General features: G+C 39.3%; 16 protein-coding genes. All 16 read left to right on the top strand.

Annotated features, from left to right (window positions below; translation table 11 throughout):
* Window positions 1–15: 15 nt before the first annotated feature.
* The 16 genes from J2S25_RS13910 to J2S25_RS13835 all read left to right on the top strand — a co-directional run bounded on the left by J2S25_RS13910 (window position 16) and on the right by J2S25_RS13835 (window position 14711).
* The gene (locus J2S25_RS13910) at window positions 16–927 is read left to right on the top strand and encodes a glycosyltransferase family 2 protein (RefSeq protein WP_307192185.1); all 912 of its coding nucleotides are present in this window, start codon (window positions 16–18) and stop codon (window positions 925–927) included.
* A gap of 2 nt (window positions 928–929) precedes the next feature.
* Window positions 930–1997: an EpsG family protein gene (locus J2S25_RS13905; RefSeq protein ID WP_307192184.1), complete on the top strand. Its 1068-nt coding sequence runs from the start codon at window positions 930–932 to the stop codon at window positions 1995–1997.
* Window positions 1998–2012: 15 nt separating this feature from the next.
* Window positions 2013–3098, top strand: a complete 1086-nt coding sequence (gene galE, locus J2S25_RS13900; protein ID WP_307192183.1) for a UDP-glucose 4-epimerase GalE — start codon at window positions 2013–2015, stop codon at window positions 3096–3098.
* Between the two features lie 15 nt (window positions 3099–3113).
* Window positions 3114–3263 (top strand): YwzD family small protein, encoded by a 150-nt coding sequence (locus J2S25_RS13895; RefSeq protein WP_157841629.1) that lies wholly within the window; start codon window positions 3114–3116, stop codon window positions 3261–3263.
* A 26-nt stretch (window positions 3264–3289) separates the two neighbouring features.
* Window positions 3290–3904, top strand: a complete 615-nt coding sequence (locus J2S25_RS13890; protein ID WP_307192182.1) for a sugar transferase — start codon at window positions 3290–3292, stop codon at window positions 3902–3904.
* Window positions 3901–4545 (top strand): acetyltransferase, encoded by a 645-nt coding sequence (locus J2S25_RS13885; protein ID WP_044394273.1) that lies wholly within the window; start codon window positions 3901–3903, stop codon window positions 4543–4545. The genes J2S25_RS13890 and J2S25_RS13885 overlap by 4 nt, the downstream gene beginning before the upstream one ends.
* Entirely contained in the window at window positions 4546–5727 is a 1182-nt protein-coding gene (locus tag J2S25_RS13880; protein ID WP_307192181.1) for a DegT/DnrJ/EryC1/StrS family aminotransferase, read from the top strand.
* A 25-nt stretch (window positions 5728–5752) separates the two neighbouring features.
* Window positions 5753–6121 carry a helix-turn-helix domain-containing protein gene (locus tag J2S25_RS13875; protein WP_044394270.1) on the top strand — a complete coding sequence of 123 codons (369 nt, stop codon included), beginning with the start codon at window positions 5753–5755 and terminating at the stop codon, window positions 6119–6121.
* The gene (locus tag J2S25_RS13870) at window positions 6096–6836 is read left to right on the top strand and encodes a glycosyltransferase family 32 protein (protein ID WP_307192180.1); all 741 of its coding nucleotides are present in this window, start codon (window positions 6096–6098) and stop codon (window positions 6834–6836) included. Before J2S25_RS13875 ends, J2S25_RS13870 begins: the two co-directional genes overlap by 26 nt.
* Before the next feature lie 21 nt (window positions 6837–6857).
* Window positions 6858–7481, top strand: coding sequence for an acyltransferase (locus J2S25_RS13865; protein ID WP_307192179.1), 624 nt, complete (start codon window positions 6858–6860; stop codon window positions 7479–7481).
* A gap of 14 nt (window positions 7482–7495) precedes the next feature.
* Window positions 7496–8692, top strand: coding sequence for a glycosyltransferase (locus J2S25_RS13860; protein WP_044394268.1), 1197 nt, complete (start codon window positions 7496–7498; stop codon window positions 8690–8692).
* A gap of 12 nt (window positions 8693–8704) precedes the next feature.
* Window positions 8705–9727 carry a glycosyltransferase family 2 protein gene (locus J2S25_RS13855; RefSeq protein ID WP_307192178.1) on the top strand — a complete coding sequence of 341 codons (1023 nt, stop codon included), beginning with the start codon at window positions 8705–8707 and terminating at the stop codon, window positions 9725–9727.
* Between the two features lie 5 nt (window positions 9728–9732).
* The gene (locus J2S25_RS13850; protein ID WP_307192177.1) at window positions 9733–10902 is read left to right on the top strand and encodes a polysaccharide pyruvyl transferase family protein; all 1170 of its coding nucleotides are present in this window, start codon (window positions 9733–9735) and stop codon (window positions 10900–10902) included.
* Between the two features lie 2 nt (window positions 10903–10904).
* Entirely contained in the window at window positions 10905–12098 is a 1194-nt protein-coding gene (locus J2S25_RS13845) for a glycosyltransferase (protein WP_307192176.1), read from the top strand.
* 6 nt (window positions 12099–12104) lie between these two features.
* On the top strand, window positions 12105–13289 hold the full coding sequence (locus J2S25_RS13840) for a glycosyltransferase (protein WP_307192175.1): 1185 nt from the start codon (window positions 12105–12107) through the stop codon (window positions 13287–13289).
* Between the two features lie 213 nt (window positions 13290–13502).
* Window positions 13503–14711, top strand: coding sequence for a glycoside hydrolase family 88 protein (locus J2S25_RS13835; protein ID WP_307192174.1), 1209 nt, complete (start codon window positions 13503–13505; stop codon window positions 14709–14711).
* The last annotated feature ends 90 nt before the right edge of the window (window positions 14712–14801 follow it).

Below are 14801 nucleotides of genomic sequence, written 5' to 3'. Positions count from 1 at the left end.
ATGGAGGACAGGAATATGCGCCCAATTTTGACGGTATTTACCCCAACCTATAATCGTGCTTATACGCTTCATCTATGTTATGAAAGTCTATTAAGGCAAACTTGTAAAGAGTTTATTTGGCTGATTATTGATGACGGATCTGCTGACGACACTAGGGACTTGGTCGAACACTGGATCAATCAAGGTCAACTAACTATAAAGTATCACTTTCAAGAAAACCAAGGAATGCATGGTGCGCATAATACCGCCTATTCGCTAATTGATACGGAGCTGAATGTATGCATCGATTCAGATGATTATATGCCCGATGATGCTGTAGGGAAAATTCTTTCTTTTTGGGAAAAATATGGTAGTCATGAATATGCTGGAATTGTTGGGCTCGATGCAAATCATTCCGGACAAGTAATTGGAACAAAAATGCCTGAGAGTCTGAAAGCAGCAAAACTGGGAGAGCTTTATAGTGTGCATAAAGTAAAAGGCGATAAAAAACTGGTATACAGAACCGACCTTATGAAAAATACTCCGCCATATCCTTTATTTCCAGGAGAAAGGTATTGTCCCCTAAGCTATAAATATATTTTGATCGACCAGCAGCTTCCTTTGCTGATCATGAATGAAATTCTGTGTCATGTCGAGTATTTGTCAGATGGCTCCAGCCTGAATATGATGAGTCAATACAAGAAGAATCCAATGGTTTTCTCTTTTTTTAGGAGGGTGGCAATGGAATATGCGCCCAATTTTCGGGAGGAATTCAGAGAATCTATTCATTATGTATCAAGTAATTTGATGGTGAAAAATTTCCGGTTTTTATATGACTCCCCAAAATTGGTCACAACATTACTGTCTGTGCCATTTGGCGTCATCCTCTATTTTTACATTCAAAGGACAAATAAACTATCTGTCCCAGAAGCAGCTGAAAGGATATAACAATGACAATTATGTGGCTGAACCTTTCATTGGTTTACTTGTTCTCTGCTTTATCCAGATTGTACGCAACTCCGAATCCAGGCACGATCAGTCATGTTAGACCTTACAAATTGTATACCGTCTTCGTCATCATTTGTTTAGTCGCTGTCGCAGGTTTTCAAAACAATATAGGTGATACGTATTTTTATCTGCATTCCTTTCAAATAACGGAATTTGCATGGCAAGAAATTAATTATCTTGGCGACTTTGGCTTTGATCTATACCAGATGTTGTTACAAAAAATATCCAAAGATCCGCAAATTTTAATATTCACAACGGCGCTTATTACCAATCTACTCATTGTAATCGTCTTATACAAATATTCGCGGATGTTTGAGCTAGCAGTCTATGTGTATATTGCATCGGGAATGTTTACGACATCGATGAATGGAATTAGACAATATTTAGCTGCAGCAATTGTCTTCTTCGCAACAAAATATTTATTAAATGGAGATTTCAAGAAATATGCGCTAATGATTCTTCTCGCTTCTACTGTTCACAAAAGTGCATTCGTGCTATTGCCAATCTATTTTGTTGTCAGGAGAGAGGCTTGGACGAAGGTAACATTTATTTTGCTGACGCTTTCTATTTTTATCGTGCTAGGTTTCAATACGTTCTCAGGTATGCTGTTTTCCGCATTGGATCAAACCCAGTATGGCCATTACAGTGATTTCACGGAAGGCGGAGCAAATAAACTGCGGATTGTCGTCACAGCAATTCCGGTATTCCTTGCTTTTTTGGGAAGAAAAAAATTAAAAATGCTTTGGCCGCAAAGTGACTATATTGTAAATATGTCGATGATCAGTCTGTTTTTTATCATTATTGCATCGCAAAACTGGATATTTGCGAGATTTAATATTTACTTTGGATTGTACAGTCTCCTGTTAATTTCGTGGATTGTTAAGCTTTTTAAAGAGAATAACCAAAGATTCATTTATTTTGGAATCATTGTTTGTTACTTCCTCTATTTTTACTATGAGCATGTCCTATCATTTGGGTTGAGGTATGAAAGTGATTATTGGAAATTTTAATCGGAGGTGTGATACGTGACAATCTTAGTAACAGGCGGGGCAGGCTACATCGGCAGCCATACTTGTGTTGAGTTGCTAAATGCAGGTTATGAAATCATCGTGGTCGATAACTTGATGAATAGCAAACTAGAAACAGTAAACAGAATCAGTGAACTTGCCGGAAAGAGCTTTCCCTTCTACCAAGTGGATTTATTGAATGAGCAAGGACTTGAAACGGTGTTTATCGAAAATGAGATTGATACGGTCCTTCACTTTGCCGGTCTAAAAGCTGTTGGGGAATCGGTGCGGGTGCCGCTCAAGTATTACCATAATAATCTCACTGGCACGATCAACCTATTGAACACCATGAAAAAATACGATGTTACTAGACTGGTTTTCAGTTCATCAGCAACTGTATACGGCATGCCAGAAAAAGTTCCAATTTCAGAAGATTTCCCTTTAAACGCGCTCAATCCATATGGCCGAACGAAATTAATGATGGAGCAAATTTTAACGGATCTTCAACAAGCTGACCAAAACTGGAGCATTGCCTTGTTGCGGTATTTCAATCCAATCGGAGCGCATGAATCTGGCATGATCGGAGAGGATCCAAACGGAGTTCCCAATAACTTAATGCCATTTATCACGCAGGTAGCAGTCGGTAAGTTGCCAGAACTTCAGGTATTCGGCAACGATTATCCAACCACAGATGGAACGGGAGTCAGAGATTATATTCATGTAGTGGATCTTGCTAGAGGTCATGTAAAGGCACTTGAAAAAGTTGCTGCAAGTACCGGAGTCGAGTCCTTCAATCTTGGGACCGGAAAGGGATACAGTGTACTGGAAATGGTAGCTGCTTTTGAAAAAGCATCCGGGATTCCGATTCCTTATAAAATGGTCGAGCCAAGAGCTGGAGATGCTGCAATCTGTTTTGCGGATCCGACGAAAGCGCAAAAAGAGCTAAATTGGTCAGCCGAAAAGAATCTGCGGGAAATGTGTGAAGATTCGTGGAGATGGCAATCAAAAAATCCGAATGGGTATGAACAAAATTTAATCCAAACAGTTCCAGGCGATCCGCACTTACCAACAAGTGGGGATTTTTCTAATGCTAAAAAAGAATGAGAAGAGGAGTAAGTGATGAGTGTACCGGAGACGCAGCAACAACGTTTCAAGGAATTGCTGCAGGATATTTATATTCGGGGACAAATAGTTCCGAACATCAAAACCGCAGAGTTGATTTTAGAAATACGAGAGAAGCTTACAGCTGTATTAGAAAATAAACAGTAATTTTACCTGTTGCAAGGGGTGCAAAAATGAAAAGGCTCGTAGATGTAAGCAGTGCGATTGTGCTTCTTATGTTGTTGTCACCAATCATCTTGTTCACCGCTATGTTTGTAAAAGCGAAGCTAGGCTCACCGGTGCTGTTTAAGCAAAAAAGACCAGGATTATATGGAAAGCCCTTTTGGCTGTATAAATTTCGAACGATGACCGATGGTCGAGATCGATTCGGAGAGCTACTACCAGATAAGCTTCGGCTTACTCCGGCTGGACAATTTTTAAGGAAGTACAGCCTGGATGAATTGCCGCAGCTGATCAATGTGCTGAAAGGGGAACTTAGTCTAGTTGGTCCAAGACCGTTATTAATGGAATACCTTCCCCTTTACAATGAGGAACAGGCGAAGCGCCATCTAGTTAGGCCTGGCATTACCGGGCTAGCGCAAATCAGCGGGCGAAATAGTTTATCCTGGGAAGAAAAGTTCCGGTTAGATGTTTGGTATGTTGACAATCGTTCCTTCCTTCTGGATGTGAAAATAATAGGGAAGACATTTTACAAAGTCATCCAATCCGAAGGAATCACACAGCCAGGAAATCTAACGGTTGAACCGTTCAAAGGCTCAAAATCTATTGCAAAAGAGGGACATGGATGAAAATTGCCATTATTGGTCAAGGGGGACATAGCAAAGTTGTTCGTGACTTGATTAAAACTATCGGAGAGGTAGAAATTGTCGGCTGTCTCGATGATCAATACAATGCCGAGTTTTATCGTGAACAAGTGTTTTACGGCCCGGTGGACGCAGCCCGAACATTCACCGAAGATTTTCCTGATGTTCGATTTTTCGTTGCAGTGGGCAATAACCGAGTTAGAAAGCAGATTGTCGAGCGGCTAGGTATTCCCGATGCATTGTATGCAACCTTGATTCATCCGACCGCGCATATTAGCTCATCGACTTCGATAGGCCCCGGAAGCGTCGTGATGCCATGCGCAGTGATCAATACAGACGTCCAAGTCGGAGCGCACGCCATTATTAATACATGTGCCGTTGTCGAGCATGATAGCCTGGTTGCCAATTATGCACATGTCTCTCCTAATGCAACTTTGACTGGAAATGTAATGGTGAGAGAAGGCGCACAGATTGGCGCAAGCGCAACCGTCATTCCCGGTAAGGAAATTGGGAAATGGACCATAGTCGGCGCAGGCGCAACAGTAATTGATGACATTCCTCCATATTGTACGGCAGTGGGTGTACCTGCAATGGTGAAAACGAAAGAAATAACTGGGGGTGTTTAAATGATTCATCCGACCGTTCAAAAAACAATCTTCCTCTCCTCCCCACATATGAGCGGAAAGGAACAACACTATATTCAGGAAGCATTTGAAACAAATTGGATTGCCCCGCTTGGCCCAAATGTGGATGCATTTGAAAAGGAAATTGCTGCTTTTACAGGAGTCAATGAAGCTGCAGCCGTCAGTTCTGGAACGGCTGCCATTCATTTGGCTCTTTCTTTATTAGGAGTGGGAAAAGGGGATACCGTATTTTGTTCGACATTGACGTTTATTGCCAGTGCCAATCCTATTTTATATCTAGGTGCTGAACCAGTATTTATCGATTCAGAACGAGAAACATGGAATATGTCCCCTCAAGGATTAGCAACAGCATTAAATGATGCTGCACAAAAGGGAAAGCTTCCTAAAGCAGTCATTGTTGTCAATTTATATGGACAGAGTGCCAAGATGGAGGAACTGACTGCGTTGTGCGACCAATATGAAGTGCCAATGATTGAGGATGCTGCAGAGTCCCTCGGTTCTTCCTATAAAAGGAAACAAAGCGGCTCGTTCGGCAGATTCGGAATTTTTTCTTTTAACGGAAATAAGATCATTACTACTTCAGGTGGTGGAATGCTTGTGTCAAACGATGCAGCGGCAATTCATAAAGCTAGATTCCTGGCGACACAGGCACGAGACCCAGCGCCGCATTATCAGCACAGCAAGATTGGCTATAATTATCGAATGAGCAATGTTTTAGCGGGAATTGGCAGAGCGCAGCTGAAGGTCCTCGAAGAAAGAGTCGAAGCAAGAAGAGCTATTTTTGAAAGGTATGAACAAGCATTATCGACTCTTCCAGGCATTCAGTTTATGCCGGAGTTAGAGGACACCTATTCCAATCGCTGGCTGACTGCAATGACGGTGGATGAGCAAGAAGCAGGTGTTTCAGTAAGGGAACTAATCGAGGGATTGGCTTTCGAAAAGATTGAAGCAAGGCCCGTGTGGAAGCCGCTTCATTTGCAGCCATTGTTCAAAGATGCCAAGTATTTTCCCCATGGCGAAAAAGAAAGTATCTCCGAACAATTATTTGCGAACGGTATTTGCCTGCCTTCAGGATCCAATATGGAGGAATTAGACCAATCACGAGTCATTCATTGTATTAAAAATTCTATTACCGCAAAAGAGGTCGAAAGAAAAATCATATAATACCAAGAATAATGAGGGAACCTAGATGATCGGAAAAAATATATCAGAACTTAGAAGAAGAAAGGGGTTGAGCCTTTCTGAACTATCAGAGCGATCCGGTATCTCCAAGTCCTATTTAAGCAATATAGAACGGGATGTTCATAAAAATCCCTCTATACAGATCATGGAAAAGATATCGGATGCATTAGATGTTGACATTAGAGCATTATTAATAAACGGTCATAGAACAGAAAAGGTACTCCACGACAAAGAACTATATGAATTTGTCGAAGAATTGAAAAAAACGGGAATTAAAAAGGAACAAATTCACGACTATAAGCAGCTGATCGAATTTATTAACTGGCAAATAGAAAATATAGGAGCCAAAAATGACCCAAAATCAAAAAATCCCTAAAATAATCCATTACTGCTGGTTTGGAAACGGGGAAAAGCCAGAGCTCGTTCAAAAATGTATGCGAAGCTGGAAACAGCATTTACACGATTACCAATTTATGGAATGGAATGAGAGCAGTTTTGATATGAATGCAAACGCTTATGTAAAAGAAGCGTACGAAGCGAAAAAATATGCGTTTGTAAGCGATTATGCGAGAGTGTATGGTTTATACCGTTATGGCGGAATTTATCTGGATACTGACGTGGAAGTTTTTAAAAGTTTTGATGATCTCCTTCATCATGAGTCCTTTTGGGGCTTCGAACAAGAAAATTATATCGCTACAAGCACGATTGGAACAGCAAAGGGAAATCCAATCGTAGAGATTTTCTTAGATTCCTATCAAGGGAAAAAATTCAGGAAAGAAGACGGAAGCTTCGATGATCTTACGAATGTAGCAATCGTGACAGATATTTTACGAAAGCTAGGATTGGTGATGAATGGAGAGTATCAAGAGTTTGCTGGTTTAGCAGTCTTTTACCCGCAAACGTATTTCTCGCCTTACGACTACATTAACTGTAGAAAGTTTATAACGGAAAACACCTATTCCATGCATTATTTTTATAAAAGTTGGCTACCGCCTAGGGCTAGGTTTAAAAGCAAAATGAAATATGGTTTAGCGAAGACCATCGGGGGCAATAATCTTGCCAGGCTTAGAAAGGCCCAGAAATCATTTTGATTTTCTAAGGAGAATGAAAGGATGATTATACTTAGGAGAATCATGAAGGAGTTTGTAACTCAATCAGCGAACAGAGGAATATACTTGACCGTTGTGATGAATTTATCCCATTTTATTGGAATTATGAGAGGCTTCCTTTTTAAAGTGGTTTATTTTAAAAATATTCAGTCCACCATTTTTGCCATGCAATCAAGCAGCAAAATAGAAATTTTCAACAAGCATTCCACCATTACGATTGGCAAGTTTGTTTTCATTCGAAAAAACGCTAGTTTTAGGTTGGATCATGGCGGCAAACTTACGATCGGCGATTATGTTTTTATCAATGATAATTGCGTGATTAACTGTGCAGAAAAAATTTCGATTGGAAAAAACACGAAAATAGCGCCAAATGTCTGTATAAATGATCATGATCACAATTATAAGAATATACAGGATCAGCATTTGGTAACTGGTGAAGTGACGATTGGCAGGAATGTATGGATTGGAGCAAATGCAGTCATTCTTCGCAATACACATATCGGAGACAATTCGGTCATTGGAGCCGGAAGTGTCGTAAAGGGAAATATACCCGCCAATTGTCTTTATGTGAACGAACGTGAAGAAAAGATTATTCCATATAATAAACCAAAAGTGGCACATGGATAGGGGAAAATAAAAAAATGATTGGGAAGAAAAAACTATTAATTGCCGTTTATAATTTGGAAATTGGCGGGATTGAAAGATCGCTGATCAACATGTTAGAAAATATCGATTACCAGAAAATAGATGTAGATTTATTCATTTATCACCATACAGGGGAACTACTGGAATTCATTCCCGACCAGGTAAGGGTGCTTCCTGAAATCGACAAGTATTCTACCTTTCGAAAATCAATTAAACAATGTTTTAAGGAAGGACATTATTCGATTGGTACAATGAGAGTTTTAGCTAAGTTGATTTCCGTGTTCCACCCAAAGCTTGAGGAAGGAACAGGCTATATCCAAATGCAGCTTGCCCAGAAATATTCCATGCCATTTCTGCCTGAACTTCAAAAGGCGTATGACATAGCAATCAGTTATGCATGGCCGCATGATATGGTAGCGAACAAAGTGAATGCAAGGAAAAAAATTGCGTGGGTTCATACGGATTACAGCAAATTAGAAATTGACAACAAAATGGATTTATCGATTTGGCGCAAGTTTGATCATATTGCTTCCGTTTCTGACGATTGTTTAAAGTCCTTCATCGTCCAGTATCCAGAGTTAGAAGAAAAAGCGCTAGTAATGGAAAACATAACTTCTCCCGTTTTTATTAAAGAAATGTGTCTAAAAAGCAATGAACCGAAATTTGTAAGTGAAAAGAATTTTAATCTAATCTCTGTCGGGAGATTATCGTATGTCAAGGGGTTTGACCTTGCGGTGGAAGCGTTAAAAATTCTGCATGAGAAAGGCTATAAAAATATTAAATGGCATGTTGTCGGATATGGCGGTTACGAAAGTGAACTAAGGAAATGGATTACGAAAAATAAACTCGAAGCTAGTTTTTTATTGCTAGGCAAAAAAACAAATCCTTATTTTTATATAAAGGAATGTGATCTTTACGTACAGCCATCTAGGTATGAGGGGAAAGCTGTGACAGTAACCGAGGCGATGATTTTAGGAAAACCAGTGCTTATTACCAATTATCCGACAGCTAACAGCCAGGTTAAACATGGCATCGATGGATACATTTGCGACCTGAGTAGCCACGGTCTTGCGGAAGCAATTGAGCAACTATACAACAATAGCAGTCTAAGAGCGCAAGTCGTAAAAAATATTGAACAAAAAGAGTTCAGCAATAAGGAAGAATTAGAAAAGCTATATAGTCTGATTAGCTAGGAGGTGGGAGAGTTGGATGTCAAGGTGAGCATCATCATCCCGGTATACAATGCGGAAAAATACATACCGGAATGCATGGAATCCCTGTTAAATCAGACGCTAAAAGAATGTGAATTTATTTTTATTAATGACGGATCAAACGATGGAAGTGAACAAATTATCCGTCAGTACTTAGAAAAAGACAGCAGAATCGTCTTTTTTAACCAAGAAAACCAAGGCGTTAGCAATGCCAGGAATAAAGGATTGGAAGCAGCAAGCGGGGAATACATTGGCTTCGTTGATGCAGACGACTTCGTGAAAGAAGATATGTACGAAATATTATACAAAACAGCCAAACAGGGTGGGTATGATGCGGTTGTATCTGATTTTCAAAGCGGAATGGGAAATCAATTTAGCAGACATCGATATCCATTTGCGATGGATGTCCCTCATAACAAAGATTATATTAACGAGACTGTTTTGCCCTATCTTATGGAATACGAGGATATGAACACAGCATGCAATAAGGTATATAACCGAAAACGAATCACGGATTATTCCATTCGATTTCCAGATCAAATGGCCATTGGGGAGGATGGAATATTCAATTTACTGTTTTTTTCTAAAGCAAGTTCCTTCTATTATATGAATTATTCGGGATACTTTTACAGAACGGTTTTCGGGAGTGCCACAAGGAGTTTGGTTTGTGCGGATGATGCTAGTAAGCTAATGGAAATTTACAGACGAAAAGAATTAGACGAGATAGAAAGGATAATAGGCTCTGAAAAAATGATCGAACTGAAAAGTCGCAAATTGGTTCGAAGTATTTTTGCTTACTTCTATCAAATGGTAGCAGCAACAGAGAATAGTCTCCTTCAAAGAATAAAAAATATACAAACGGTGATCAACAATGAATTCGTTCGAGAATCAATCAAGTACTATTCTCCTAGCGGAAGGTATGAGCAGACAATCCTCAAGATGTTGAAGGTTCGCTTCACCATGGGAATCCTGTTAGCGGTAGTATACAGTCACAAAAGAAATGAAAACAAAGGATGATAGAGATGAAAGTGATGATGTTTGCCCATGGCGGCAGCTTAAATAGGGGATGTGAAGCGATTGTTCGTTCCTCTACTAATATAATTAAAAAACGATCTCAAGGTGCAAAAGTGTATCTTGCCTCCTGGAAACCCGAAACAGATAAAGAAATCCAAAACTTAGATGAAGTATTTGACGCTTCACCTGAAAGCTTAAAAAAATATACAAAGGAATGGTTTATGTCTTCGATACAAGTGAAGGTATTTAAAGATGAATCATATGGACTGAGGGCGATGGAAGGAAAAACAATCGAAAGAATAAATGATGTAGATGTTTGTTTATCCATTGGCGGAGATAATTACTGCTACGGAGAACAGCCAGCCCTTTATGAAATTGACAAAATGGTGAAAAGGAAAGGAAAGAAACTGGTTTTATGGGGCTGTTCGATTGGAGAAGAGGATATGTCAGAACAAAAGCTAAGAGATTTGCAAAACTTCGATTTAATTCTTGCACGTGAGACTTTAACATATAAAATGCTACTGGAAAAAGGCTTGAGAAAGAGTAAATTAGTTGCAGATCCTGCTTTCACATTGGCGAAGGAAGAATTAGTTTTGCCGGAGGGGTGGCAGGAGCAGAACACAATTGGCTTAAATTTTAGCCCGCTCGTTTGGAAGCGGAATAAACAATCTTACTCAGCTTTGTCCGAATTAATAAATCATATTTTGAGTACGACGGATATGACGATTGCATTTACGCCTCATGTAATTTTAGAAGGAAATAACGATTATGAAATTTTGTCCGATTTTTATGAGAAATACAAACATACCGGCAGGGTAATCATCCTACCAGATCATCTTAATGCCATGCAATATAAAGGCTATATCTCGAGGATGAGATTTTTTATTGGTGCCAGAACCCATGCAACGATTGCTGCCTACTCGACTTTTGTTCCAACAATGGTACTAGGCTATAGCGTAAAATCTCGTGGTATTGCGAAAGATCTTTTTGGTGAGGAAAAGCTGGTGTTATCGATAAATGAGATTTCCAATATTGACATAATGAAAAGGAAATTTGAAGAAATGGTCAGTGAAGAAAAGGAAATAAAGCATAGATTAGAAGCAGCTATTCCAAGTATGAAACAAATGTCTTACAGAGCTGTCGATTACATAAATGAATTAATGCTTGCTCGAGGGTAGCTATGAAGAAAAATATATTATTTGTCATTCCGAGCTTAGCGGCAGGGGGAGGAGAAAAAAGTCTCGTAAGCCTGCTCAATCAAATGGACTATGATCGGTATAATGTAGATCTTTTCTTGTTCCATCATGACGGGCTTTTTATGGAATACTTGCCAAAACAGGTAAACATACTTCCCCTTCCAGAAGAATACCAGCTTTTTTCAAAGCCGCTTTTTAAGTCGGTGACTGCCTTACTCATGAAAGGAAAGCTGCAAATAGCATGGAATAGAGTATGGTTTGCGATAAAAAATCGGATCATTCAAAATGTTTCCAAAAGGGAACAGTATTCTTGGAAGCATTTATCAACATCATTTAACAATCTTGATAAATATTATGATGCAGCGATCGGCTTTTTAGAAAAAACCTCGATCTATTACTGCGTCGAAAAGGTAAATGCCAACCGAAAAATCGGCTGGATTCATAATGACTACGATAAATTAGGAATGAATCCAGAATTTGATTTGCCTTATTTCAACCAGTTAAATAAGATCGTAACGGTTTCTGAAGAATGTGCAAACGTATTTAAAAAAAGGTTCCCGGATCAAAAGGATAAGGTTGATTTAATGTATAATGTCGTTTCGCCAAAGATGATTCATCAGATGGCGCAGGAACAAACTGATGTTTTTCAAAGGAGAAAAGAGGAAGTAATCATTTTAACCATTGCCAGGCTGCATCCGCAAAAGGGTCTTGAACTAGCAGTCGAATCTTGCAAAGAGCTGATAAACAAAGGTTATAAAATAAGATGGTTTGTGATAGGCGAGGGAGATGAACGCGAGAAACTCACGAAATTAATCAACAAAAATAAATTGGAGCAAAGTTTTATATTACTCGGGTTAAAGGCAAATCCATATCCATATTTAAAACAAGCGGATCTCTATGTACAGACCTCTCGCTTTGAAGGAAAATCCATTGCAATCGACGAAGCAAAGATTTTACACAAACCGATCATTGTAACGAATTTTAGCACCGCCAGGGATCAAATCACAGATGGACATGATGGTTTAATTGTCACGATGAATGGCAAAGGCGTTGTAGCTGGTATTGAGAAGGTAATTACCAAAAAAGAACTACAGGGTACGTTAATAAATAATCTTAAAAAGGTTTATTTAGGAACGGAGGAAGAGGTAAATAAATTATATTCTTTTATTGCGAGGTGAAAAGGCATGAAAAAAGACGTATTGTTTGTCATGAATAAACTGGTGTGTGGTGGAGCGGAAAAAGCTTTAATCTCCCTCTTAGAAACAATAGATTATTCAAAGTTCAATGTGGATCTATTTCTCTTTTCTCATGAAGGTTTATTCATGACGAAAGTTCCGAAAGAAGTAAGGATCCTTCCGCCCCCGGAGAATTATAAATACTTTGATATGCCGTTAACTTCTTCCTTAAAAAGTCTGATTGGAAATGGAGATGCAAGAACTGCATTTCATCGTGTTTTTCTCGGGTATTTTGCGAAAACGGAACGAAATGGTGCAGTAATTGAACAAAGGTTTTGGAAATACTTATCAGCCTCCATCGGAAGGATCGAAAAAGAATACGATATTGCAATTGGATTCCAGGAAAAGAATCCAATTTACTTTTGTGTAGATAATGTGAAAGCAAAAAGGAAAATTGGTTGGATCCATACGGATTATAATCAGCTAGGAATAAATTTACGCCATGAGAAAGCCTATTTTGCCAAGCTAGATTATGTCGTAACGGTTTCAGAGGATTTGGTGTCTATTTTACAAAGCAATTTCCCGAATCTGAAAGAACGGTTTACAGCTATTTCTAATATTGTCTCCCCTGCTATCATTCGAAAACTGGCTCAAGAACGGATCATTCACGAGGAAAGCGATTCAATAGATTTGATTTCGGTAGGGCGGCTAGCGAAAGAGAAAGGGCTGGAAATTACCTTGGATGCGGTCGACCTTCTTGTGAAAAAAGGATATAACATCCGCTGGTTCCTAATTGGGGAAGGAAATAGGAGGAAGGGCCTGGAGCAGGAAGTGAAAGCGAGAAAACTGCTAGGCCGTGTAATGTTTTTGGGGCAGAAGGCAAATCCCTATCCTTATATCCAGAAAGCCGATATCTATCTGCAAACCTCCAGATACGAAGGGAAATCTATTTCCATCGATGAAGCAAAAATACTAGCGAAACCAATTTTATTGACCAATTTTGCTACAGCCGCAAGCCATATTGTCCATAATAAAACGGGAATTATCTCGAAAATGGATGCACAGTCAGTTGCTAATGATTTAGAAAGATTAATAAACGATTCAGAACTAAGAAAACGGCTTGAAGAAAATCTAAGGGAAGAAATGTTAGGGACGGAAGGAGAAATTCACAAATTATATGAATTACTATCGTAAACGCTGCCGCCATTATATGGTGGTTTTATTTATTTTGCGAAAACGGAGGAATACCTAGATAAACACCAAAAATGATCGCTCAATCGAAGGTATACGATCAAAGTTGGACAGTTAGTGGGAAGATAACGGTCGATAGGAGAGAAACAATGTCTAAGGAACTTGAAACTACTATAGGTTATGTAAAGTAAAACCGTACCCGGAAAGGAATCAAAAATGGTATTCCAAACATTTGTTTACATCATTACCTGTCTCGCGATATTGGTTTGGTTAATAGACTTTCTATTGATAGGAACAGATTGGCTGTTCAGAATAAAGATAGGAAGGTTCAAAATCGATTCAACTTGGAATCAATCGATTGTCAATAAAGGGAAGCGGTGGCTGAATCATACGCCGAGAATCAGAGTTACTGATAATACCAGATTAATCGTGATCGATATGGTAAGAGGGAATTACGCTAATACAACCATTCAGCATTGGCAGGAGGCGGCGTTGTTATTAGGGTTGGCAGAGGCTGCAAAACAGGATGAAGAGCTACAAGAAGAAATAATCAGATATATGGACCGGAGCTTTACTAAAGCGGGAAACTGGAGAAAAACGCCTCAGCATATTGACGGAGCTATTCTTGCTTATGCGTTATTTAAGCTGGACTTCATAGAAGTAGATAAATATAGACCAGCACTCGATGCTACTTGGAAATTAATCTTGGACCATATTGGCGACGACGGAACCGTCCAATATCGCAAGGCCAATAAAACTTATAGATACGTGGATACGATCGGTTTTATTTGCCCATTTTTAGTTGCGTACGGCTTGCGGTATCAAAAGGAAGAATGTATTTCTTTAGCCTTTAAGCAGATCATGGAGTACAAAAAGTATGGACTTATGGAGAAAAGCTTTATCCCTTGCCATGCTTACGAAGTAAACAATAAACTTCCTCTAGGAGTTTATGGCTGGGGAAGAGGTCTGGGATGGTTTGGGCTTGGCTTAATTGATACATGGAAGGAGCTCCCAAGCAATCATCCAGCTAAAGAAGAGCTGGAACATCTTGTGGTGGATTTTTCCAGAACCATACGACAATTTCAAAATGAAAATGGCAGCTGGAACTCAACGGTGACAAGGACTGAAAGCAGAGCGGATTCTTCTGCAACAGCCACACTTGCCTGGTTTTTACTGAATGCTACGGAAGGTATTCTAAATCATCAAGAGAACTGGTTAGCTGCTGAGAGAGCAATTCATTATCTGATGACAGTAACGAGAAGGGACGGCGCGATCGATTTTTCCCAAGGAGATACGAAGGATATTGGCGTTTATGCATCGATGTTTACTATTATGCCTTTTACCCAAGGATTTGCTATTAGAAGTATGAATTTGTATAGGCAAAAAGCAATATCACAAAATAGCAAGATCAAAAATGTTTCATAACTTATATTTTGAGTTCGTGAAGGATGAACTACAGGTCAGTCAAATCGCTCGTTATTTGGAAATACAAAGATTTACTCTGTTATCGGCAGT

It is taken from the genome of Mesobacillus stamsii (genome assembly GCF_030814065.1).
Classification (GTDB): Bacteria; Bacillota; Bacilli; order Bacillales; family Cytobacillaceae; genus Mesobacillus; species Mesobacillus stamsii.
Note: the sequence above shows the minus strand (reverse complement) of the source record. Positions and strands in the feature narration are given on the sequence as shown.